A 21,401-nucleotide genomic window follows, 5' to 3' on the forward strand; every position below is an offset into this window, starting at 1 on the left:
ATGCTGTCGATGCTTGGTTGGTGCCCGGAACGGAATGTGCCGGGCATCACAAAGGATACCGGCCGGTAGCTTCCTGGAAAGCTCCGGCCGGCAGGGGTTTGATTTCCCGGGTGGCTGCACCCGGGCAGAGACCTACTGGGCCTGCCCCGAGCCTGCCTGCGCCGAGATGATCTTGAAGGTGGCCCCGGCAGGATCGGCGAGCTGCGCTACCCGGCCGAAGTCGCTGTCCGCCGGCCCCTCCAGGACTGTGGCGCCCATGGCCTTGGCCTGGTCGATGGCGGCATCGGTGTCCTCCACGGAGAAATACACCTGCCAGTGCGAGGGGATCTCACCGGTCAGGTAGCCCGAGGCGTCCAGGATTCCCGCCTGTGCATTCATCCCCGAGCCCATGGTGGTGTAGCGGAACCCGGGGGCGTCGCTCATGACCTCCGTTTCCCAGCCGAACACATCCTGGTAGAACTTCACGGCGGCGTCGTAGTCCTTGGCGTGGAGTTCGTGCCAGGCGGCGGTTCCCGGCTCGCCGACCAGCTCGTAGCCAAGCATTTCCCGCGGTTGCCACACACCGATGGCTGCTCCCGTGTCGTCACCAAACATGGCCATGTGCCCCTGCCCGGGAACGTCCATGGGCGGCATATAGACCTGCCCGCCGTGGGCTTCCACCGCTTTGGCAGTGGCTGCGGCGTCGTCGGTTCGAAGGTAAGTGGACCACGTGTCAGGCTTGCCCGCCTGGCTCCCGTCCTTCTGCATGATCCCCGCAACCGCTTTGCCGTTCTTCGATGCGGTCACGTACCCGCCGTATTTTTCCTCGTCCCCGGCCTGGTACTCCCAGCCGAACAGCTCGCCGTAGAAACGCCGGGCTGTGTTGACGTCGGTGGTCATGAGGTCGATCCAGCAGGGTGCGCCGGGTGTGGGTACGGGGCTGGGCATGGCAGTCTCCTCTTGGTGTGCGCCGGCAGGCGGGGGCCTTCGGGGTGGAACACCCCGACCCTATTTCCGGGGTCTGACACTTTCAAGGGGCCCAGTTTCACGGGGTCCGGCTAAACGAAGGACCCCTGCCGGCCAGCGTACTGGCGGACAGGGGTCCTGTTTCGCGGAAGGTAAGAGATTCGAACTCTTGGTACGGGGTTACCGCACACTAGTTTTCAAGACTAGCTCCTTCGGCCGCTCGGACAACCTTCCTCACCCAGTAGTGTTTCATAGGCACTTGCCTGCAACAAAACAGAGCCCGGAAGGTGTCCGGTGCACACTGGTTGCACGCAGTATTCAGTCAGAAACGGGAGTGTTCCATGAAAGCCGTCTACATTTCGGAGCCGGGCGGCCCGGAAGTTCTGGAGGTCCGGGAGGCTGAAGCCCCGGTACCCGGTACCGGAGAGGTGCTGATCGACGTCGTAGCGGCCGGCCTTAACCGGGCGGACGTGCAGCAGCGGAGGGGCCTTTATCCGCCACCGCCCGGCGCATCGGAAATTCCCGGCCTTGAAGTGTCCGGCAGGATTGCGGGATTCGGTCCCGGTGTCACAAAAGCCTTCTCCCTTGGCGACAAGGTAGTGGCACTGTTGGCCGGCGGCGGGTACGCGCAGCAGGTGGCGGTCCCGGCCGAGCAGGTCCTGCGCGTGCCCGACGGCGTTGACCTGGTGACGGCAGCTGCCCTTCCCGAGGTTGCGGCCACGGTCTACTCCAACCTGGTGATGACGGCGCAGTTGCAGGCGGGTGAAACCGTCCTGATCCATGGGGCAACGGGCGGGATCGGCACCATGGCTATCCAGCTCGCCAAGGCGCTCGGCGCCAGGGTTGCAGCCACTGCCGGATCTGATGAAAAGGTGGGCACGGCAAAAGCCTTCCTGGGGGCCGACATCGCCATCAATTATGCCGAGGAGGACTTTCCCGAAAGCCTTCGCCGCCAGAACGGGGGCAAGGGCGCGGACGTAATCCTCGACGTCGTGGGCGCCAAATACCTGGCGCAGAACGTGGACGCGCTCGCCGACTACGGACGCCTGGTGGTCATCGGGCTGCAGGGAGGAACCAAGGGGGAGCTCGACCTGGGGCAGCTGCTCAAGAAGCGCGCCGCCGTCGTGGCCACCGCGCTGCGCCCGCGTCCGGTAGCGGAAAAGGGCGCCATTATGAACGCCGTCCGCGACGCCGTGTGGCCGCTTATCAGCGACGGAACCGTCCGCCCGCTGGTGGCAAAGACCTTCCCCCTGGACCAGGTGCGCGCCGCCCACCGGTACTTCGACACCGGCGAGCACGTGGGCAAGGTCCTCCTGCTGATGTAGGTTCCGCACGCCGATGCCCGCCAAATACAAGGAACAGCATGTCCATCCGCCACAGCCTCCTCGCCCTGTTGGAGGACCAGCCCCGCTACGGCTACCAGCTGCGGGTTGAATTCGAGAACCGCACTGGTGCCACGTGGCCGCTCAACATCGGGCAGGTGTACACCACTCTGGACCGGCTGGAACGCGATGCGCTGGTGGCCAGGGATGGCGACGACGGGAACGGCCACGTGGTCTACAGCATCACCGCGGCCGGCAAGGCCGAAATCCGGAACTGGTTCGCGGTACCCGTGGAGCGGAACAACCCGCCCCGCAACGAGCTTGCCATCAAGCTGGCGCTCGCCGTCACCCTCCCCGGCGTCGACGTCCAGGCCATCATCCAGAACCAGCGGGTATCCTCCCTCAGGTCGCTGCAGGACTACTCGAAGGCCCGCCGGGACACCGCACTGAACCAGCGGGCCGGTGACACGGCGTCGCTGCTGGTCCTGGACTCCCTGATCTTCCAGGCGGAGGCGGAAGTACGGTGGCTGGACCTGTGCGAGGCCAGGATGATCCAGCAGGCGCAGGGGAAATAGGAAACACAATTGGGTCTTTTTGAATGCCACCGGCGGGCATACCGTAAGTTCCACGAACCGTCCGGCCGGGCGGTGGAACCAACGGAGGAAGCTCATGACAACGCACGTCGCCGACTGCAGCGTAACGAACTGTTCCTTTAACGACCACACCAACTGCAATGCCGCCGCCATCACTGTGGGCGGCGCCGAGAACCATGCACACTGCGCCACCTTCATCGAGACCGGGATCCACGGCGGACTGCCCAAGGTCCTTGCCGACGTCGGGGCGTGCCAGCGCGCCGAGTGCGTCCACAATGACCACCTGATGTGCAAAGCACCCGAGGTCCACGTCGGCCCCGGCGCGGACAACGCTGACTGTCTCACCTACGCACACGCCTAAGCCGGTTCCGCGCGTCCAGCGAAGAAGCCAAGGCCTCCGCCCGGACTGTCCGGACGGAGGCCTTCCCTGCGTACGCCGCGCGTTCCTTGCGGCGCGTTTTCAGTGCTTTCAGTGCTTCCCTGTTTCCGTGTTTTGCCTGTCACTCGCCGCCGCATCCACTCCGCTCGCCGCATGACTTCGCATCGCCATGCATAAACCCCTCTGGAATGGGAGCGCGGCTAGGTAAGCTGGCTTAGTAGGGGAGACCAGTACCATCTCAAGGAGGAGACATGGCCAAAACGCCTGATCAGCGGGGAAATGCATCCGGAGGCAGGGGCGTTGCCGCCACCGACCCGGCCCTGCCGCCCACAGCGGTGGATGACGCGGTCCGTGAGGCCGAAGAGAGGAAGTGGACCCCGGGAAAGATCGCGCTTTGGGCTGCGATTGCACTCCTCGGCGGCGTGGCCTGGTTCATGCTGGCCATCATCCGCGGCGAGACGGTGAACGCCATCTGGTTTGTGTTCGCTTCGGTCTGCACCTACCTCATCGGCTACCGCTTCTACTCCAAGGTGATCGAGCGGTACATCACCAAACCTGATGACCGCCGTGCCACGCCTGCCGAGTACAAGGCCGACGGCAAGGACTACGTCCGGACAGACCGAAATGTCCTGTTCGGCCACCACTTTGCCGCCATCGCCGGCGCGGGTCCGCTGGTGGGACCCGTGCTGGCCGCGCAGATGGGCTACCTGCCCGGCACAATCTGGATCATTATCGGCGTCGTCCTTGCGGGCGCGGTCCAGGACTACCTGGTGATGTTCTTCTCGATGCGGCGCGGCGGACGGTCGCTGGGACAGATGGCCCGCGAGGAGCTCGGCGTCGTGGGCGGCACCGCCGCCCTAATAGCCACCCTGCTCATCATGGTGATCATCGTCGCCATCCTGGCGCTCGTCGTCGTCAATGCCCTGGGTGAAAGCCCGTGGGGTGTCTTCTCCGTCGGCATGACTATCCCGATCGCCCTGTTCATGGGTGTCTACCTGCGCTACCTGCGTCCCGGGAAGGTCCTGGAAGTATCGCTGATCGGCTTTGTGCTGCTGATGGCGGCCATCATCGGCGGCGGCATCGTGGCCGAAACCCCGTGGGGTGCGGACGTCTTCAGCCTGGACCGGGTCACCATCGCCTGGGGCATCATCATTTACGGCTTCATCGCGGCCATCCTGCCGGTGTGGCTGCTGCTGGCACCGCGTGACTACCTGTCCACGTTCATGAAGATCGGCGTGATCGTGATGCTCGCCGTGGCCATCATTGCGGTCCGCCCGGAAATCACCGTCCCGGCCTTCAGCGAGTTCGCCAGCAGGGAGAACGGTCCGGTGTTCCCCGGCGCGCTCTTCCCCTTCCTGTTCGTCACCATCGCCTGCGGCGCCCTGTCCGGCTTCCATGCGCTGATCTCCTCGGGCACCACTCCAAAGCTGGTGGAAAAGGAACGGCAGACCCGCTTCATTGGCTACGGCGGCATGCTGATGGAGTCCTTCGTGGCGATCATGGCGCTCGTGGCCGCCATCTCGATCGACCGCGGCCTCTACTTCGCCATGAACTCGCCGGCGGCGCTGACCGGCGGAACGGTGGAAACAGCCGCTACCTGGGTCAACAGCCTGGGCCTGGCGGGGGTCAACATCAGCCCGGACCTCCTGGCCCAGACAGCCGAGAACGTGGGCGAGCAAAGCATCGTGTCCCGGACCGGCGGCGCGCCCACGCTCGCCTTGGGACTGGCGCACATCATGCAGCAGTTCATCGGCGGGACGGCCATGATGGCGTTCTGGTACCACTTCGCCATCATGTTCGAAGCCCTTTTCATCCTCACCGCAGTGGACGCCGGCACCCGTGTTGCCCGGTTCATGCTGCAGGACTCGATCGGCAACTTCATCCCCAAGTTCAAAGAGCACTCCTGGCGCCCGGGTGCCTGGCTCTGCACGGCGATCATGGTCGGGGCCTGGGGCGCCGTGCTGCTGATGGGTGTGACAGACCCCCTGGGCGGCATCAACACGCTGTTCCCGCTCTTCGGAATCGCCAACCAGCTGCTCGCGGCCATCGCCCTGTCCGTGTGCCTGGCCATCGTAGCCAAGCGCGGCACCTTCAACTACCTCTGGATCGTCGCGCTGCCGCTGGCGTTCGCCGCCGTGGTCACCATTACGGCAAGCTACCAGAAGATCTTCTCGTCCACCCCGGCAGTGGGCTACTTCGCCAACAACGCGGCCTTCAGCAAGGCACTGGCCGACGGGAAGACCGAGTTTGGTACCGCAAAGTCCGTGGCAGCCATGGAAGCCGTGGTCCGCAACACTGCCATCCAGGGCTGGCTGTCGGTGATCTTCGTGGTGCTCAGCATCATTGTGATCGCGACGGCGCTGCTCGCCACGATCAAGGCGTTCCGCAGCCGCACGTCGGGAGCGGTCATCACGGACAATGAAGATCCCGCCAAGCCTTCACGGGTCTTTGCCCCTGCCGGGTTGATTCCCACTCCCGCTGAGCGCGAGCTGATGGCGGAATGGGACAAGGTTCCGGCTGAACTCCGCTTCGAACGGGCAGGTCACCACTGATGGGCGCGGCCCTCACCGGACTCTCCATCGGGTTCAAGGGCTTCGCCCGGTACCTCGGCGGTGTCATGGGCGCGGACGCCTACGCCAAGTACCTGGAGCATCACAGGGCGGCCGGGCACGGGACAGCGCCCCTGACCGAGCGCGAGTTCTGGCGCGACCGGACCGACCGCCAGGACAGCAACCCCCAAGGCCGGTGCTGCTGATTGAGCTTGCAGCGGACAAGCCGCCGGGAGGGTTCATCGAGTGAGTCCCGGGTGGATCGCTCATGAGAGTATGAACGCATGAGCGATCCACAAGACACTCAGTCAGCTGAGGACCTCCCCGTAGAAGGCACTCCCATCGATGATCGGCAGCCGCCGGTGCCCGCCCAGGCCGCCCCGGCGGATGGCAGGCCCAAGGGAAGCAACCTCCAGGACCTGGTGGATGAACCGGCCAAGGTGATGCGGATCGGAACCATGATCCGGCAGCTCCTGGAGGAAGTGAAGTCTGCGCCCCTGGATGACGCTGCCCGGGGCAGGCTCGCCGAGATCCACGCGCGCTCCATCAAGGAGTTGGAGGACGGGCTGGCACCTGAGCTGGTGGAGGAACTGGACAGGATCAGCCTGCCCTTCTCCGACGAGGCCACTCCCTCCGACGCTGAACTCCGGATAGCCCAGGCCCAGCTTGTCGGGTGGCTGGAGGGATTGTTCCACGGGATCCAGACTGCCATTGCTGCACAGCATGCGGCCCGTGAGCACGCGGCCGCGCAGATGCAGCTCCGCCAGCTCCCGCCCGGCACCATGATCGCGCCGGGAGTGGTCATCGGGGAAAACGGGGAGCCGCAGCGCGCCGGTGCGGGTGCCCGGTCCGGAAGCCCGGCACGGCCTGGCCAGCGGGACGACCCGGACCACGGTCCCGGACAATACCTCTAGGTTCCGCTTGGGATTTTTCAGCGCCGCCAGGCAGGGGCGCAAGGACGACGCGGAGCTGGGCCAGGGGCTGTGGCGCCGGGCCCATGACCGTTTCCAGCGGGGCCTGGACCGCTTCCACCAGGTGCTTGAAGGCGTGGAGGACGACCAGCTGTACGCCGAATTGCTGGAGATCGCCAATGAACTGGCGGGCCTCCTCGAAAGGGTACGGCTGGTGTGCATGGAAGCGCAGCGGCGTTCGCCCAACGACGGCCTTGATATCCCCGTGGCCCTTTCCGGGGTTCACCGCGCCCTGTCCAAGGCCGGCAACTCGCTGGCCACGACCGCCGAAGCAGCCGCCATGCTCCGGCTCGCCGTGGGCCCCATCCCGGTAGGAGCGGCCTCCGTCCGCCGTCGCGCCGAGTCCGTGTTCCAGCAGGTGGCCGACGCCGAACGGCACCTGAGCGAAGAGGGTTCCGGGCCGCAGCACTTGGGTATTCCCGGTTAAGCGCCTGGCTTACTTTCCGGTAATACCGCCCGGACGGTACCCGCGGTTTGGCAGGATGGACGGATGACACTTTCACCTACATTGACCTTCAATGACGGAAACACCATCCCCCAGCTCGGCTACGGCGTGTGGCAGGTTGAGGACGGCGTGGCTGAAAAGGTGGTCCGCCAGGCGTTTGAAGCGGGCTACCGCCACATCGACACCGCCAAGATCTACGGCAACGAGGCGGGCGTGGGGCGGGCGATCGCCAGTTCCGGTTTGTCCCCGGAACAGCTCTTCATCACCACCAAGCTCTGGAACGCAGACCAGGGTTATGAGTCCACGCTGGCTGCCTTCGAGGATTCGATGGACAGGCTCGGGCTGGAAACCCTGGACCTTTACCTGATCCACTGGATGCAGCCCAAGCAGGACAAGTACGTGGACACCTGGAAGGCCCTGATCGAGCTGCAGAAGCGCGGCCGGGTCACGTCCATTGGTGTTTCAAACTTCACCGTGGAGGGCCTGCAGCGGCTCATCGACGAGACGGGCGTGGTTCCGGCGATCCACCAGATCGAGCTCCACCCGTACTTCAGCCAGCGGGAACTGCGGGAGTTTGGCGCTTCCAAGGGGATCCTGACGCAGGCCTGGTCGCCACTGGGCCAGGGCGGCGAGCTGCTGGAGGACGCAACGGTGGCATCCATCGCCGCCAAGCACAACGCAACTCCCGCACAGGTTGTCATCGCCTGGCACCTCGCCATCGGCAACGTGGTGATTCCCAAGTCGGTCACGGAGTCCCGGATCCGTGAAAACTTCGCAGCGCTCGACGTCAGCCTGGATGACAGCGACGTCGAGGCCATCAACGCGCTGGACCGCTCCGCCAACGGTGAAGGCCGCATTGGCGCGGATCCTGCAGTTTCCGACTTCGCTTAGCCGGCGACCGGCGCCCGAAGCGGGTGCCGGCTCCGCAAACCGCCCCGGCCTGTGTCCAGCAGGCCGGGGCGGCCTGCTTTAAGCGGCGTCAGCAGGGAGCCGGAACTCTTCAGGCGGCAGTGCGGACCTGTTCGACGGCCACCGCGTCCACGACGGCCCAGCCGTCCTCCTCGCGGCAGTACCGGCTGGCGAAGCGCTCGGCGTCGGCCAAAGTGTCAAAGACCTCGGCCCGGGCACGGCCGCAGTCGGAGTCGAAGTACGTGACGTGAAATTCCTGTACCAGTTGGTTTTCCATGAATCCAGTCTGCAACCGGGGTCTGACATTTTTCGGAATCAGCCCCGCGTGTTGCTGTGGGATCAACGCTCCACCCTGGTCAGGGTGACCATATAGCGGTCGTCGCCTTCGATGCCGTCGTCATCGATCGATTCCAGGTTGAAGTACTGCACCTCCACCCGGTAGGTGCCCGGTGGCACCTCCACCTTCCCGCCGCTCATGCCGTTGTCCGTGGGTCCCGATACCTCCACCACTCCGCTGGGGACCTCCAGGATTCCCGTCATGACCCTGTCCACGCTGCCGGTGAATGACCGCTCCGAGTCGAGGCGGATCAGAACGGGTGCGTTGAAATCGCGCGCTGTGCCCACGGCGATATAGCGGTCGCCCTGGACGAACATGGATTCGACCGTTTCGTCCGTCCATTTCGCCCAAAGATCCGAGAAGTCCGCGGTCGAGTCCGAGACCGTGAACTGGTGGTAATCGGTGAAGAGGTCGAATTCGGCGTCCATCTCTGCTCCCTGCTTGATGTTTATCCGGACAGTGTCCCCAGGAAACAGGCTCCTTCAGCCCTACCTGAAAGAGGAGGCCCACGACTGACCCGCCGACCGTGCAATCAGTTGCAGTTGGGTCCAGGACGGTGGCAGGTCTTCGCAGATCCTGAGTGCTTGGTCAAGAAAAGCCAAGACAGACTGCATGCCTGCCGATGAAGCAGCGCCCGCAGCGTGGGATGAGACCTCACTGACCTTGCGGACAAGCACATCGCCCGGGCCCACGTCAGGCTGACTGAACGAGTATTCGGCGGCTTCGTATATCTGCCGGGCGGCCCACGCGGCTTCCTGCGCGTCGTCGGATAGCCATGTCCTGATCGCATACGCCAGCGCCGCAGACGCGTTCTGTGCGTATCCCATATCAAACGACCACTCCTCGTCATCCGAGGGTGCCAATGCGGCGGCTTCCGAATCGAGCGAGCTGACGTCGGCATTGCCGTTGGAAGCAACGTCCCAGGCAGCGTCGAGGATGTCTCGCGTTCGCGCCGCACCGCCGCTGCCGCCCGTCCTGTCCCAATAGCGGTTTTGAAGTGCGGCCAGACTCTCCGCGCATGCGGCGGCGAATGCCGTTTTGGCTCTCTTGTCAAGGCGTGAAAGCCGGCCTTTCAGCGCCGTCTCGTCATATACCCGATTCAGCACGTCAGTGGCCACTTTGCTGTAGTTGAGCCAGCCGAAGGACACGTTCCTGCGCGAGCATCGCCGTCCGCTCGGCTTTGTCCGCCGCACGCACCGCCTGCTTGGCCTCCGCGGTGGTGGCAGCCAGCATTTTCCGGGAGCGCTCCAGCCGCTCGTCAACGCCCCTGAGCCGGGCGCGGAGCTCAGCCGCTTCCTGCATGAGTTCCGCAATGTCGGTCCGTGCCTGGTCCGCCTGGTCCTGCAGCTCCCGGGCCGTCTGGGCCGCATCAGCCTCTGCCGCCTGCGCTTCCGCCAGGGCGGCTTTGGCCTTCTCCAATGCCGGCGGTGACGCCGGCCGCGGGGTCTGGCGGACTGCCTCAAGCCGCGGCCTGTCCGGCTTGGCACGGGCGGTGCCGGCCGTCGTCGTGCGCGGTTTCCTGTCCGCTGTGGCTGCCGGCCTGGCCGGCGGAGCAGCCGGCGGCAGCGCCGAGGGCACGGCCACAACCCCTTCCAGGTCAACGGTGTTCATTCCGTCGGCAGACAGCGCGGTCAGGAGGCGCCCGCTCCGCACGGCGGCCGCCGCTCCCTCATCGGCCGTCAGGGCCCTAAGGGTCTCCTCGACGTCCCCCGCCACGGCATCGCTGAGGCCCCGGCCGTTCTCCTTGGCAACGGAGCGGGCAGTCTCGACGGCGGCGGCGAGCAGGGTGCGGCGCTCACGCCCCAGCTCCCGGAGTGCCCCGGCGTCCAGGGACGACTGTGCCTCGCGCATCCTGCCGCCAAGGTCCGCCAGCTCCGCGAGGACATCAGGCCGGTGCACGGACAGCATGTTGACGGCCCAGGCGGCGACTGACGGTTTCGGCAAGGCGCGCACTGCTGCTCCGAGTTCCTTGTCCAAACCGGCAGCGTCCTTGGCCGCGGCGGTACGCGCTGCAACGAAGTCTTCCATCGGCTTGGCGTAGAGCCCGCCCGCGATCCCTGCCAGGGCCTCGTCTTCCATGGACGCCATCTTAGGTGCCGCGGCTGCATCCAGCAGCCGCGGCGGGCGTTCAGTCCTTGCGGCGGGGGAGCACGAGGATCGCGTCGCCTACGGGACGTTCACCTGACGCGTCGGAAGGGCGGTTCACCACCTGACCGCCCACGGCCATGGTGGTGGACCCGCCGCCGTCGAGGTTGATTGCGTCCACCATGCCCAGGGACCTGGCAACGTCTGCCGCCTCCTTGATGCTCAGCCCAAGGGATGCGGTCTGCCGCCCGTCGGCGGTGACCAAAAGCGTGCGGCCCTGGCCGTCAACGCCGGCGATGGTGCGCGGATTGCGCTTGTGCACCCAGCCGTAATAGAAGCTGTTGTTGTCCCCGCTGCGCGCCATCCCGTCCCGCCTCACGGTGACATTTTCGGTGCCGCCGGACACCAGGACCGGGCCGCCGTTGACCACATCCGTGGACGCGTTGGTCTTCAAGGGTTTGCCGTCCCCGCTGACGAGGTCCGCATCGACGTCGAGGCGGGCGCCCACCGTTGCCAGGCTGCCCAGCGTGGCAGCGTCGGCACCCGTGGCCTGCAGCGTTCGTCCCCCGGCGGGCACGGCCGCGCCCCGGGAGGTGCTGACCGCAGTGACGGTGCCGTGGCTGTCCAGCAGCACTTCCAGCCCCGGCCCGGACGGTGTGGCTGAGCCGAAGTCCTCCGTGAAGGCAATGACCTCGTCGGGGTCCGTGCAGGTGTAGTCGTGCAGCGGGAGGACGGTGGGGGCATCTCCCGTGCCGCCGCAGTTCCGGATGAGCCCGGGGACCCGGTTGATGCCGTCCAGGGCCAGCGGCGCGTCCTTGGCGGCGCTGCCGGCGCCGGTGTCCTCCGGGGCGCCGCCCGGCGGGACGCTGTCTTCCGGGGCGCCGCCCGCCGCGGTGACGCTGCCGCGCCAGCCCAGCCGCTGGATGCTGGACTCGTTCTTCTTGCCGTCGATCACCAGCGAGGGCCGGTCACCGACCGGTTCGCTGAGGACCTCGCCGTTGACAACGGCCGTTCCTGCGGGGTCCCCGGGGGCGCCGGCCTTGGGGTCCAGGACGAAGTAGCCGCCGTTGATGCCGGCGAGCGCACCATCGGTGGCCGCCAGCTGGCTGGTGGTTTCCCGGTTCACCAGGTCGGAGCCGAACGTTGACGAGAGTTCGCCTTTGAACTGCTTCGGATCAATGCTGAGGACTTCCAGCTTCCACTGGCCCCTTGACTGGTCGGTGCTTCCGGCGTCACCGTCCCACCCTGTGTAGAGGACGGAGGATGAGTAGCCGGCCGCCTTGATCCGCGCCACGGTCGCGGCGCCGTCGTCCTTTGTGGCGAACTGGCCGGCACGGACCCGGTAACCCAAGTCGCCGCCCGCATCGGCAAGTTGCGGGGACTGCACCTTTTCCACCCTGGCCGCCACGCCGGCGGCGGTGAGTGCGTTGGCAACGGACTGGGCTTGCGCCTCACCGGACAGGGCCGACGACGGTGCGTCCGGATCGGGTGAATCGGCCGGAATGGCAACTTCAGCCGTCCAAAAAAGCGAAGGGTTGGGCGTTCCGCGGGTAATCGACGTGCGGGTCAGCCCCGGGGCCAGTTCCGTCACGTCGCGCGTTTCGGGCAGGTCCTGGGCGCCGAGGTTAAGTTCGACGGCGGGTAGGGCCTTTGCGTCCCCGGACGGGAGGGACGGGCTGGCTGTGGAAGGGCCGGCGGTGGTGAGGAAGGCTCCGGGAAGCCCGAGGACCAGGGCGGTGACGGCAGCCTTGACGGGGAGTTTGTGTGGGGATTCCATGCTGCGACCTTAGTGAGGCGATCAGCCGGAAGGCGAAGCCAAACGCCGGAGTTCAGCAGGTTGTGGCGGAGTGTTCACGGCTCGTTTCCGCTGGCGGCTGCCGCGCCGCTTCATCGCTTGTTTACCGGCGGGTTCCCTCGGAGTCCCCGGCGTGAGACCTCCTGTTCAGGGCTCCGGGGGACGCTGGCACCATGCCCCTGATCCTGCCTGGAAACTCCCGTCTGATCGACCGCCGCCTCTTCCTCTCCGGCGTAGCGGGTATCTCCGCCGCTGCCGCGCTGGCCACCGCCCCGGCCACCAGGGCGGACGCTGCCGCGACGCCGGCGCGGAGCAAGGATGATCCCTTCACGCTCGGCGTTGCATCCGGGGACCCCACGCCGTCCGGGGTGGTGCTGTGGACCCGCCTGGCCCCGAAACCGTTCGAGCCGGACGGCGGTGTGCCCCCGGGCCACGCCGTCGTGGAGTGGCGTCTGGCCACCGACGCCGGGATGCGCAATGTTGTCCGGGACGGCAGTGCACACGCCCCGGCGCAGTTGGGGCACTCGGTCCACGTGGAGGTGGAGGGCCTGGAACCGGACACCGAGTATTTCTACGAGTTCAAGTTCCGTAGCCACTGGTCCCCGGTGGGCCGAACCAAGACCCTGCCAGCCCCCGGGGCCGATGTGAGGCAGTTGGATTTCGCCTTCGCCTCCTGCCAGAAGTGGGATGACGGCTTCTTTCCGTCCTACCGCCACATGGCCGCAGAGGACCTGGACTTCGTGGTGCACCTGGGCGATTACGTCTACGAGTACGAGATCGGGGCCGACGGCGGGCTGCGCCGCACGCCAGTGCCCGCCGCCGCCCAGCCGGCCCCGCAGACGCTTGAGCAGTGGCGGGCCCGCTACGCCCTCTACAAGTCGGATCCCGACCTGCAGGCGGCGCACGCCCGGTTCCCGTTTATCGTCACCTGGGACGACCATGAGGTCAGCAATGACTACGCCGGAGGATGGGAAGGGCAAACCCAGGCCTTTACCGCCGTGCGGGCCGCGGCATACATGGCGTACTACGAGCACCAGCCCTTGCGGGCACGGTCGCTGCCCCAGGGCACGGACATGCAGCTTTACCGGCGGTTGCGGTACGGCCGTCTGGCGCAGCTGGACGTCCTGGATGGGCGGCAGTACCGTGACGCCCCGCCCTGCGGCTGGGGCGAAGCGCAGGCATGCGAAGCGGCCTACGACCCCGCCATCAGCATGCTCGGCCCGGAGCAGGAGCAGTGGCTCTACGCCGGCCTGCGTGACTCGGACGTGCGGTGGAACATCCTCGGGAACAACGTTATGGTCTCCCGCCTCGACCATGACGGCGCCGCCGGTGAGCTGCTGTGGCACGATGCCTGGGATGGCTTTCCGGCGGCCCGCAAGAGGCTGCTGGATGTGGTCGCCGGGCCGGCCGTGCGCAACGCCGTGTTCGTCACGGGGGACTGGCACTCCACGTTCGTCAATGACGTCCACCTTGACTTCGACCGGCCGGACTCCCCGGTTGTGGCCACCGAGTTCGTCGGGACCTCCATCAGCACCAACGGCGACGTGCCAGTCTACGGGCCGTACTACGAGCCGATGATCGGGTTCAATCCGCACATCAAATTCTTCGACGGCGACAGGCGGGGCTACGTCCGTTGCCGGGTCACTCCGGAGCGCTGGCGCACGGAGCTTCGCATGGCCACGGGAGTGGGCAGCCGGACCGCAGGGCAGTACACGCATGCGGTGTTCGAGGTCGCGGACGGCACGCCGGGAGCGGTGCGGGTTTCCTAGCACCTACCCCCTCCGGCTACTCGTCCGGCCAGAACCGCTGCACGCCCTCCGCGGCCTGCCGCAGCTGTCCGCCGTCGAGCGTTACCGAACTCTCCTCCATGCCGAAGTCGATCCATTGGGCCACCAAGCGCAGGTTGCCGGCGGGCGGAAGCGGCCAGAGCCAAAGGGTGCCGCTGCCCGCCAGCTCATCGGGCCCACCGCCGCCGCCACCGTTGTTCAGGACAAGGGTTGGCGGTTCCGGCTCGTCGTCACTGCCCATAAACCCGTGGGGACCGCGGGCTCCCGTGCTTGCCTTGGATCCATCGGCGAACTGGACGCCAAACATCAGCCCGGATAAGGGTACGGTGCCGCGGCGGAGGTGCATGCCCGGCTGGAAGAACAGTGCGTGCTTGTCGGCCCAGTCATCCTCGTCTTCTTCGCCGCGGCGAATGATCCAGGACAGGCTGAAGGAGCAGCCGGTGGAGAACACCTCGGCACTTTTGACTGCCATGACCATCTCCGGGCTGTGGTGCAGGAACGAGCCCAGGTGGACAACGACCGGCAGTTCGTAGGCCGGTGGAGAGGCCCACGGAGGCGGGACGAACCTGGGGGTGGCCGGCCTTGGGCCGGACGGCGGGATGGGAAAGTCCTGGAAGAAGGTCACGGTCGTTCCTCGGGTTGCTGGCTGCGACCGACCAGCGGAACGGCGGCAGTGCCGCCCTGGATCCCCCAACCCGTCCTTGTCCGGCCAGTCTAGCCCTGCCGCGGCACTACGGCCGGGATCCATTCCCCAGGGTGTGCTGCGGGAGGGGACGGGAATCCCTGGCCCCTCCCGCAGTGACGGATTCCTACCGGCTCAGGGACGGGCCTCGAACACGAAGAGTTCGGTTCCGGCGGCTTCTTCGCCGTCGTCGGGGGCGGCGAACAGGCGCAGCACGCCGCCATCGGACTCCAGGGCAACAGGGTTGCGGGTCATCGAGTGCCCGGCGGTGGAGAACTTCTGGAACGGAACCTCGTGGACAATCTTTCGGTCGGAGAGGTCGGTCAGGGCGAGGCCGCCGAGCTCGAACGGTTTCCCGTCGGCAGTCTTGAGGCCGGTGACACCGGAGCAGAGCTGGTGCCCGGCGTCGGCATACTCGCAGTCCTGGTAGTCGATGAAGTGGCTGGGGTTTGCCTGGGTTCCCAGGAGCGCACCTTGGCTGTTCCAGGTGAACAGCTTGCGTGAACCCCAGCTGACGCCGCTGATTCGGTTGGTCTTGCGGTCGGCGACGACCCCGCCCACGTGGTCCGCCTGGCGGAACTGCTCCGTGACCTCGTAGGTGTCAGGATCGATTGTGTAGACGATTGAGCTGCTGTTGGGCCGGTATTCCGCGACCGGAACCCAGACGTTCTCACCGTCGAAGTCCGTGCCTCCCGGGTGGTAGACAGTGTCCTCGCCCAGGACGATGTCTTTCAGCAGCTTTCCCTGCCGGTCGAGGACGAAGACGTGGCCGCGGCCCTTGCCGGGTGTGCGGTCGTAGCCGTCGACGGGCGAGGGGTAGCGCACTGTCGGTTCGAGGATCTCGACGCTGCTCAGGAAGATCTTGTCGCCCACCAGCGACATGCCCTGCGGGTGGAAGGTCGGGAAGTCCAGCTTGAGCTTCTGGACCTGGTCCCACTGGGTGTTGCGGTCTACCTTGGTGAAGGCCTCCGCTTCTGCCGTGAGGCCCTTGGGGGTCTGCCCGTTGGTGGCAACAGCGGAGGTTCCGGCTGTCAGGGCGGCCGCGGCGACTGCCGCAATGGCCAGGACTCGGTTCATCTTCATGTCTGCTCCAGGTGCGTGATGGGGGTGCCCGGGGGCTGGGCGCCCGATCAAACCTAGGCGCCCGGGATGGCATGGCAGACAACGGCAGGTGTCGAGAGGGTGAAGCCAATGGCCGGAGCCGGCGATACCCCGGATTCAGCTGCCTGTCACCGGTCACTGGTAGGGTCCGCCCCATGGACGAACTGCTGACTGCCGCTGCCGCAACCACCGTGGACCTTGCCAATAGGAAAGGCCTTGACGAGGACTTCCTGGACCGCCGGGTGCCCCTGCCCGGCCTGCCCGGCGCCGACACCGTCCTGCTGCCCTACACCCACTTCTCCGTGCTGATGCGCCTGGACAAACGCCTCGCTGCCGTGACCGGGCTTGGAATCGATGGCGGGAAACTGATGGACCTGGACCGGGACGGGATCAACTGGCGGCTGGACCCCCGCCTGCGCGAAGACCAGCAGACGGGGGAGCGGGTCTACGCCAGGAACGACATCGATAGAGGGCACCTGGTCCGCCGTGCCTCAGCTGTGTGGGGAGACACCCGTGCCGAGGCGGCGCAGGCAAACGGGGACACTTTCCACTACACCAATGCGGCTCCCCAGGCGGCGAAGTTCAACCAGGGCCTGGAACTGTGGCTCGGGATGGAGTCCTACCTGCTGGACCATGCCGCAGGGCACCGACGGCGGATCGTGGTCTTCACCGGTCCGATCTTCAGCGACGTCGATCCTGTTTACCGCGGGGTGGACATCCCGCTGCGGTTCTTCAAGGTCGCGGCCTTTATCCATGAGGGCGAACTGGCCGCCGCCGGCTACGTGGTGGACCAGACTCCGCAGCTGGCGGAAATGCCGGACGTGCCGCGGCCCGGCGCCCTTGACGACCCCCCGCCCCTCGGCCCGTTCCGCACCTTCCAGGCACCCATCCGGGACATCGCAGAGCTGACCGGCCTGGACCTGCGCCAGCTGATTGCCGCTGACCGCATGCCGATCGCAGCGACGCTCGGAGCAGCTACGGTCGGATCAACCTGGCGGGAGCTGGCGGCGATGGAAGACCTGGATCTCGACTTCGACCTGGCGGACTAAAAGGCCACAGCGCGCCCGACGGCGGAACGGCAGAGGCCGTTCAGGTAGTCGGCCACGGCAATGGGTGCCAGGCCGGGGCCTGTGATCATCAGGTCCCCGTGCCGTGTCAGGACCATGGCATCGCCCCGCGGTTCCTCGCCCATCCGTACGGCGAGGATGAACTGTTCGTAGCGGTCGGCCAGGCTCGGGCAGCTGACGGGCAGGAGCTTATGTGCACCGCGGATCACTTGCACCGGATGGTTGCGGACCATGCGGCCCGAACCGTCCACCACCACTTCCGCGACTGCCAGGCTGGAAGCAGCATCCGTTAGGTCTTGCTCGTGCTCCAGCCTGCCCAGAATGTAGGCGGGGGCCCATTGCCGCCCATGGGGATCGCTGACCGGTACGGGCGTCTTTCCGGCGACGCGGAGCGTCGCCACGACAGCACCCACAAGCTCCGCAAAGCGGGGTTCAAACCGCGTTCGCAACTCCCGGCCTGGCGCCGGCAGTAAATCGGCCAGGGGCGGGGCTGCGGTGGTGTTTCGATGGAATGCGCGCCCGAGGAAGCCTGTGGAATCAACCATGCCGGTCTCCTGTCCGGGGCCCCGCTGCTTGGGCCTTCACACCAGAATGCGGGGCAGGCCTGCCGGCTGTAAAGAGCCCCGGGGGCGCCAGCACCGATTAAGGCGGGAAAGCGGCCCTTGGCGCAGGGGGTGACGGAAACCGCGGACTGCCCGGCAATCCAGATTGGCTCTTAAACCAGCGAAAAACCCCCTAGAAACCTTGATTTCTAGGGGGTTTATCCCGAGCTTCCTATCAGAATCGAACTGATGACCTTTTCATTACGAGTGAAACGCTCTACCGACTGAGCTAAGGAAGCACCGCATGAATCTCCGGCGGAACCGGGCGCCTCATGCAAGAGTCAACTGTAATAGAGTCCCAGCGCCCGGGTCAAAATGGGCGGCCGGGTACAGCCTTAGGCCTTCAGCACACCGTGTTGTCCGCGGGAACCTGCCCGCGGACGAGGTAGGCGTCAACCGCATCCTCGATGCAGCCGTTGGACCGGCCGTATGCGGTGTGGCCTTCGCCTTTCCAGGTCATAAGTGCAGCGTTGCCCAGTTGCTTGCGCAACGATGACGCCCACTCCACCGGCGTGGCGGGGTCCCCGGTGGTGCCGATTACCACGATGGTGGATGCGCCGTCGTATTCCACGGGGGCGGGCGTGCGCACGTTCGGATACGGCCAGTCGACGCAGTTGGTGCCGCCGTAGGCAAAGAAATACCCGAAGGTGGGGGAGTCCTGCGTCAGGCGCTGCTGTTCCGCACGCATCCCGGCGGTATCGGACACCATGGGGTAGTCAAGGCAGTTGATGGCGTTGAACGCAAAAGTGGAATTGGATGTGTACGTCCCGTCGGAGGACCGGTCCGCGCCGAGGTCCGCGAGCCGCAGCATGAGGCTCACGTCTCCCGTCATTGCCGCTTCCAGAGCCTGTGTCAGGGCGGGCCAGCTCTGGTCGTTGTACAGCGGCGTGATGAGGCCGCTCACGAAGATGGTGGCATTGACTACACGCCCGTCCTTGGCCGTGCGGGGAGTCTGCTGGACGGCGGCGATCAGGTCGCGGATCTGCTGGACGCCCGTATCCACGTCCCCGGTCAGCGGGCATCCGTCCTGGGCCTGGCAGCTGGCTACGTATGCCCGGATTGCCTTCTCGAAGGCGCGGGCTTGTCCGCTGGTCAGCTCCTCATAGCTGATGGAGGGGTCCAGGGCACCGTCGAGGACCATCCGGCCCACATTCTCAGGGAAGAGGGAAGCGTAGGTGGACCCCAGGAAGGTGCCGTAGGAGTACCCGAGGTAGTTTAGCTTTGCATCGTTGACCACGGCACGGAGGATGTCCAGGTCCTTCGCGGAGCTGACGGTGTCGATGTGCCCCAGCAACGAGCCGGTCTGCTCACCGCACTGCGCGGCGATCGCTTTGTTGTCCGCCAGGGCGGCAGCCAGGCCGGGATCCGTTTCCATGGCGTAGACCTTCGCCCTGGCCGCGTCCCGTTCCGCGTCCGTCATGCAGGTCACGGGGGCGGAGCGCTTCACGCCGCGGGGATCGAAGCCCACGAGGTCGAACGAATCGCGAACAGGCTGGGAGAAATGGGTGCCGGCGGCGTCCTTGACGAAGTCATAGCCGGAAGCGCCGGGACCGCCCGGATTGACCAGCAGGCTGCCCGTCTTCTTCCCCGTGCTCGAAGCCCTCAGCGCGGCCAGCTGGATCGTCCCGCCGTCGGGGTTGCCGTAGTCCATGGGCACTGCCACCTTGGCGCACTGGAACTCGCCCTCGCACGGCTCCCAGACGACTTCCTGTGAGTAGAACTTCTCCAGCCCGGCAGGCGCAGAGGCCACGATCGACGGGTCGGCCTTGGCCGTGGCAGCCTCCTGGCTGCGTTCGCCGCCGTTGAGGAGGCTGCAGGACGCCAGGACCATGGCCAGGACCATGGCACCAAGGGCGCGGACGCCTATCGCCACGGATCGCGGCCGTGCGGGCAGGGGGCGGGCAGTCATCGGTCTCCTTGAAGGACTAGATCAGGCTGGCTGCCATGGACTCAATGGTCAACAGCGGTGCAACGTTGGTGGTGGTGATGCGTTCGCGGGCTTTGTTGATGGCATCCATCCGGGCAAGCGTGGATTCCGGCGTGGAGCGGCGGGCGAATTCCTCCAGTTCGCTCCTCAGCTCAACGTTTACCAGCTCAACAGCATTCCCCAGCTGGATGATCAGCACATCCCGGTAGAAAGAGAGGAGATCCGTCAGCGTCCGGTCCAGGGAATCCGTGATGGACCGCTTGGCCCGGCGCTTCTGGTCTTCCTCCAGCTGCTTCACCTGGCTGCGCATGGCAGGCGGGAGCGTCCCGGACTCAGGTGCGCCCAGGGTAGCCAGCAAGGCTGCCTTCTCCGCAGCGTCCCGTTCTTCGTTGGAGCTGTTGGCTTCTGCGGTGGCGATCTTGACGAGTTTGTCCGCCATCATCACCGCGGCCGTGACGCCGCGCAGGCCGAGCGGAAACCGCACGGTTTCCAGCCGGCGTTCCCGGGCCGCGGGATCACGGGCAAGGCGGCGGGCGATGCCCACGTGGCTTTGCGCTGCCCGCGCCGCGCGCTCCGCGAGGGCCGGGTCCACGCCGTCGCGCTTCACCAGCAGGGCGGCAACGTCCGCGGCCGGCGGCAGCCGCAACGCCACGCTGCGGCAGCGCGAGCGGATGGTCACCAGGACGTCGGCCGGGGACGGTGCGCACAGCATCCACACCGTCCGGGGGGTGGGTTCCTCGATGGCCTTGAGCAGGACGTTGGTGGTGCGCTCGGCCATGCGGTCGGCGTCCTCCACCACGATGATCCGCCAGCGGCCTGCCGAGGGCCGGTTGCCGGCGGTAGCCACCAGTTCACGGGCTTCGTCGATGGTGATGGTGACCTTCTCGGTGCGGACAAACGTGACGTCCGAATGGGTTTCGCCGAGGATGGTCAGGCAGGCGGCGCAGCTTCCGCAGCCGCGCTGGCTGACGTCCTCCTGGTCGCAGTTCAGTGCGGCGGCAAACGCCTTGGCCGCGTTGGACCGCCCGGAACCCGGCGGGCCGGTGAAAAGCCATGCGTGCGTCAGCCCTTCGCCGCTTGAGGCCTGCCGCAACTGTTCGACGACGGCGGGCTGGCCCTGGAGGTCGTCCCACACCGTCACGAGCCGCCCCCGACCGCCGTGGCCCGGCCGTGGGAGACACCTGCGGGCGCTTCGTCCTGCACCGCGAGAAGGGTATCCACCCGTTCGAGGATCCGGGAGGACAGCTCGCTGACGGAATCATGGGCGGGCAGCACGAGGTAGGACTCCGGGCGCCGGCGCGCCAGTTCCAGGAAGGCCTCACGGATCCGGATGTGGAATTCGTCGGCTTCAGACTCCAGGCGGTCCTCCGCGGCATCGCCGGCAGTCCGGCGGCGGCGGCCCACCGCCGGGTCAACGTCCAGCAGGACGGTGAGGTGTGGCTGGAGGCCGGAAGTGGCCCACTCGTTAAGGGACCGCACCGCGTCCTCACCCAAGGCTCGTCCTGCTCCCTGGTAGGCCACCGACGAATCGATGTACCGGTCCGTCAGGACGATTTCGCCGCGTTCAAGCGCCGGCCGGATCACCTGGCTTGCATGTGCTGCACGGGAAGCGGCAAAAATCAGGGCCTCCGTATGAGCATCAATGTCACCGTGCCCGTGGTCCAGTACAAGGGAGCGCAGTTTCTCGCCAATGGGGGTCCCGCCCGGCTCGCGGGTGCGCAGGACGGCCAGGCCACGTGCTTCGAGGGTTTCGGCAAGGCGCGCGGCCTGCGTGGACTTGCCCGCCCCGTCGCCGCCCTCGAACGCGATGAAAAGGCCGGCCCTCTGTTTGCTCACCACCCAAGCCTACCGACCCACGCTGACAATTCCCGATTCAGCTGTGGATTCAGGCGGGGGATCCACACC

The 21,401-nt window shown here is 66.5% G+C and carries 22 protein-coding genes and 2 tRNA genes; 10 read left to right on the forward strand and 14 right to left on the reverse strand.

Annotated elements, in window-relative coordinates:
* Window positions 1–132: 132 nt before the first annotated feature.
* Together FHJ30_RS04215 and FHJ30_RS04220 are read right to left on the reverse strand one after the other, a co-directional pair.
* Window positions 133–927, reverse strand: coding sequence for a VOC family protein (locus FHJ30_RS04215; protein WP_139028015.1), 795 nt, complete (start codon window positions 925–927; stop codon window positions 133–135).
* Between the two features lie 164 nt (window positions 928–1,091).
* Window positions 1,092–1,179: transfer RNA gene (locus tag FHJ30_RS04220), tRNA-Ser, on the reverse strand.
* A gap of 107 nt (window positions 1,180–1,286) precedes the next feature.
* Between FHJ30_RS04220 and FHJ30_RS04225 the strand changes: the two genes are divergently transcribed.
* From FHJ30_RS04225 to FHJ30_RS04260, 8 genes are all read left to right on the forward strand, one after another.
* On the forward strand, window positions 1,287–2,270 hold the full coding sequence (locus tag FHJ30_RS04225; RefSeq protein WP_139028016.1) for an NAD(P)H-quinone oxidoreductase: 984 nt from the start codon (window positions 1,287–1,289) through the stop codon (window positions 2,268–2,270).
* A gap of 38 nt (window positions 2,271–2,308) precedes the next feature.
* Window positions 2,309–2,842, forward strand: a complete 534-nt coding sequence (locus FHJ30_RS04230; protein WP_139028017.1) for a PadR family transcriptional regulator — start codon at window positions 2,309–2,311, stop codon at window positions 2,840–2,842.
* 94 nt (window positions 2,843–2,936) lie between these two features.
* A complete protein-coding gene (locus tag FHJ30_RS04235; RefSeq protein WP_139028018.1) occupies window positions 2,937–3,221 on the forward strand; it encodes a DUF1540 domain-containing protein in 285 nt (94 codons plus the stop codon).
* Between the two features lie 269 nt (window positions 3,222–3,490).
* The gene (locus FHJ30_RS04240; RefSeq protein ID WP_139028019.1) at window positions 3,491–5,791 is read left to right on the forward strand and encodes a carbon starvation CstA family protein; all 2,301 of its coding nucleotides are present in this window, start codon (window positions 3,491–3,493) and stop codon (window positions 5,789–5,791) included.
* A complete protein-coding gene (locus tag FHJ30_RS04245) occupies window positions 5,791–5,994 on the forward strand; it encodes a YbdD/YjiX family protein (protein WP_139028020.1) in 204 nt (67 codons plus the stop codon). The genes FHJ30_RS04240 and FHJ30_RS04245 overlap by 1 nt, the downstream gene beginning before the upstream one ends.
* A 78-nt stretch (window positions 5,995–6,072) precedes the next feature.
* Window positions 6,073–6,702 (forward strand): bacterial proteasome activator family protein, encoded by a 630-nt coding sequence (locus tag FHJ30_RS04250; protein ID WP_139028021.1) that lies wholly within the window; start codon window positions 6,073–6,075, stop codon window positions 6,700–6,702.
* 7 nt (window positions 6,703–6,709) lie between these two features.
* Entirely contained in the window at window positions 6,710–7,186 is a 477-nt protein-coding gene (locus tag FHJ30_RS04255; protein WP_139028022.1) for a hypothetical protein, read from the forward strand.
* 63 nt (window positions 7,187–7,249) lie between these two features.
* Window positions 7,250–8,095 carry an aldo/keto reductase gene (locus FHJ30_RS04260; protein ID WP_139028023.1) on the forward strand — a complete coding sequence of 282 codons (846 nt, stop codon included), beginning with the start codon at window positions 7,250–7,252 and terminating at the stop codon, window positions 8,093–8,095.
* A 109-nt stretch (window positions 8,096–8,204) separates the two neighbouring features.
* Here FHJ30_RS04260 and FHJ30_RS04265 read toward each other — a convergent pair whose 3' ends face one another.
* From FHJ30_RS04265 to FHJ30_RS04285, 5 genes are all read right to left on the reverse strand, one after another.
* Window positions 8,205–8,390 (reverse strand): hypothetical protein, encoded by a 186-nt coding sequence (locus FHJ30_RS04265; RefSeq protein ID WP_139028024.1) that lies wholly within the window; start codon window positions 8,388–8,390, stop codon window positions 8,205–8,207.
* Window positions 8,391–8,452: 62 nt separating this feature from the next.
* On the reverse strand, window positions 8,453–8,878 hold the full coding sequence (gene comJ, locus FHJ30_RS04270; RefSeq protein ID WP_139028025.1) for a competence protein ComJ: 426 nt from the start codon (window positions 8,876–8,878) through the stop codon (window positions 8,453–8,455).
* 60 nt (window positions 8,879–8,938) lie between these two features.
* The gene (locus tag FHJ30_RS04275; RefSeq protein WP_171058914.1) at window positions 8,939–9,598 is read right to left on the reverse strand and encodes a DUF416 family protein; all 660 of its coding nucleotides are present in this window, start codon (window positions 9,596–9,598) and stop codon (window positions 8,939–8,941) included.
* Entirely contained in the window at window positions 9,558–10,529 is a 972-nt protein-coding gene (locus tag FHJ30_RS04280; protein ID WP_139028028.1) for a hypothetical protein, read from the reverse strand. The genes FHJ30_RS04275 and FHJ30_RS04280 overlap by 41 nt, the downstream gene beginning before the upstream one ends.
* Window positions 10,530–10,578: 49 nt before the next feature.
* Window positions 10,579–12,312, reverse strand: coding sequence for a phosphodiester glycosidase family protein (locus FHJ30_RS04285; RefSeq protein WP_139028030.1), 1,734 nt, complete (start codon window positions 12,310–12,312; stop codon window positions 10,579–10,581).
* A gap of 191 nt (window positions 12,313–12,503) precedes the next feature.
* Here FHJ30_RS04285 and FHJ30_RS04290 point away from each other — a divergent pair, with 191 nt between their 5' ends.
* The gene (locus FHJ30_RS04290) at window positions 12,504–14,099 is read left to right on the forward strand and encodes an alkaline phosphatase (protein ID WP_139028032.1); all 1,596 of its coding nucleotides are present in this window, start codon (window positions 12,504–12,506) and stop codon (window positions 14,097–14,099) included.
* A gap of 16 nt (window positions 14,100–14,115) precedes the next feature.
* Here FHJ30_RS04290 and FHJ30_RS04295 read toward each other — a convergent pair whose 3' ends face one another.
* A complete protein-coding gene (locus FHJ30_RS04295) occupies window positions 14,116–14,742 on the reverse strand; it encodes a hypothetical protein (protein ID WP_139028034.1) in 627 nt (208 codons plus the stop codon).
* 192 nt (window positions 14,743–14,934) lie between these two features.
* A complete protein-coding gene (locus tag FHJ30_RS04300) occupies window positions 14,935–15,882 on the reverse strand; it encodes a DUF6454 family protein (protein ID WP_139028035.1) in 948 nt (315 codons plus the stop codon).
* A 173-nt stretch (window positions 15,883–16,055) separates the two neighbouring features.
* Between FHJ30_RS04300 and FHJ30_RS04305 the strand changes: the two genes are divergently transcribed.
* Window positions 16,056–16,949 (forward strand): DNA/RNA non-specific endonuclease, encoded by an 894-nt coding sequence (locus tag FHJ30_RS04305; RefSeq protein ID WP_139028037.1) that lies wholly within the window; start codon window positions 16,056–16,058, stop codon window positions 16,947–16,949.
* Here the strand turns inward: FHJ30_RS04305 and FHJ30_RS04310 are convergent.
* The 5 genes from FHJ30_RS04310 to tmk form a co-directional block, all read right to left on the reverse strand.
* Window positions 16,946–17,512, reverse strand: coding sequence for a hypothetical protein (locus FHJ30_RS04310; RefSeq protein ID WP_139028039.1), 567 nt, complete (start codon window positions 17,510–17,512; stop codon window positions 16,946–16,948). The genes FHJ30_RS04305 and FHJ30_RS04310 overlap by 4 nt on opposite strands.
* A 223-nt stretch (window positions 17,513–17,735) precedes the next feature.
* A tRNA-Thr gene (locus tag FHJ30_RS04315) sits at window positions 17,736–17,808 on the reverse strand.
* A gap of 104 nt (window positions 17,809–17,912) precedes the next feature.
* Window positions 17,913–19,478 carry an alpha/beta hydrolase gene (locus tag FHJ30_RS04320; protein ID WP_139028041.1) on the reverse strand — a complete coding sequence of 522 codons (1,566 nt, stop codon included), beginning with the start codon at window positions 19,476–19,478 and terminating at the stop codon, window positions 17,913–17,915.
* Window positions 19,479–19,494: 16 nt separating this feature from the next.
* Window positions 19,495–20,637, reverse strand: a complete 1,143-nt coding sequence (locus tag FHJ30_RS04325) for a DNA polymerase III subunit delta' (RefSeq protein WP_139028043.1) — start codon at window positions 20,635–20,637, stop codon at window positions 19,495–19,497.
* Entirely contained in the window at window positions 20,634–21,332 is a 699-nt protein-coding gene (tmk, locus tag FHJ30_RS04330; RefSeq protein ID WP_139028045.1) for a dTMP kinase, read from the reverse strand. Before tmk ends, FHJ30_RS04325 begins: the two co-directional genes overlap by 4 nt.
* Window positions 21,333–21,401 lie beyond the last annotated feature (69 nt).

It is taken from the genome of Arthrobacter sp. BB-1 (assembly GCF_006151685.1).
Taxonomy (GTDB): Bacteria; Actinomycetota; Actinomycetes; order Actinomycetales; family Micrococcaceae; genus Arthrobacter.

Excerpts from the sequence above, each read along its gene's own strand:
- FHJ30_RS04215 (WP_139028015.1), bottom strand. The coding sequence starts at position 927 with ATGCCCAGCCCCGTACCCACACCCGGCGCACCCTGCTGGATCGACCTC.
- FHJ30_RS04225 (WP_139028016.1), top strand. The coding sequence starts at position 1,287 with ATGAAAGCCGTCTACATTTCGGAGCCGGGCGGCCCGGAAGTTCTGGAG.
- FHJ30_RS04230 (WP_139028017.1), top strand. The coding sequence starts at position 2,309 with ATGTCCATCCGCCACAGCCTCCTCGCCCTGTTGGAGGACCAGCCCCGC.
- FHJ30_RS04235 (WP_139028018.1), top strand. The coding sequence starts at position 2,937 with ATGACAACGCACGTCGCCGACTGCAGCGTAACGAACTGTTCCTTTAAC.
- FHJ30_RS04240 (WP_139028019.1), top strand. The coding sequence starts at position 3,491 with ATGGCCAAAACGCCTGATCAGCGGGGAAATGCATCCGGAGGCAGGGGC.
- FHJ30_RS04245 (WP_139028020.1), top strand. The coding sequence starts at position 5,791 with ATGGGCGCGGCCCTCACCGGACTCTCCATCGGGTTCAAGGGCTTCGCC.
- FHJ30_RS04250 (WP_139028021.1), top strand. The coding sequence starts at position 6,073 with ATGAGCGATCCACAAGACACTCAGTCAGCTGAGGACCTCCCCGTAGAA.
- FHJ30_RS04260 (WP_139028023.1), top strand. The coding sequence starts at position 7,250 with ATGACACTTTCACCTACATTGACCTTCAATGACGGAAACACCATCCCC.
- FHJ30_RS04265 (WP_139028024.1), bottom strand. The coding sequence starts at position 8,390 with ATGGAAAACCAACTGGTACAGGAATTTCACGTCACGTACTTCGACTCC.
- comJ (WP_139028025.1), bottom strand. The coding sequence starts at position 8,878 with ATGGACGCCGAATTCGACCTCTTCACCGATTACCACCAGTTCACGGTC.
- FHJ30_RS04280 (WP_139028028.1), bottom strand. The coding sequence starts at position 10,529 with ATGGAAGACGAGGCCCTGGCAGGGATCGCGGGCGGGCTCTACGCCAAG.
- FHJ30_RS04285 (WP_139028030.1), bottom strand. The coding sequence starts at position 12,312 with ATGGAATCCCCACACAAACTCCCCGTCAAGGCTGCCGTCACCGCCCTG.
- FHJ30_RS04290 (WP_139028032.1), top strand. The coding sequence starts at position 12,504 with ATGCCCCTGATCCTGCCTGGAAACTCCCGTCTGATCGACCGCCGCCTC.
- FHJ30_RS04300 (WP_139028035.1), bottom strand. The coding sequence starts at position 15,882 with ATGAAGATGAACCGAGTCCTGGCCATTGCGGCAGTCGCCGCGGCCGCC.
- FHJ30_RS04305 (WP_139028037.1), top strand. The coding sequence starts at position 16,056 with ATGGACGAACTGCTGACTGCCGCTGCCGCAACCACCGTGGACCTTGCC.
- FHJ30_RS04310 (WP_139028039.1), bottom strand. The coding sequence starts at position 17,512 with ATGGTTGATTCCACAGGCTTCCTCGGGCGCGCATTCCATCGAAACACC.
- FHJ30_RS04320 (WP_139028041.1), bottom strand. The coding sequence starts at position 19,478 with ATGACTGCCCGCCCCCTGCCCGCACGGCCGCGATCCGTGGCGATAGGC.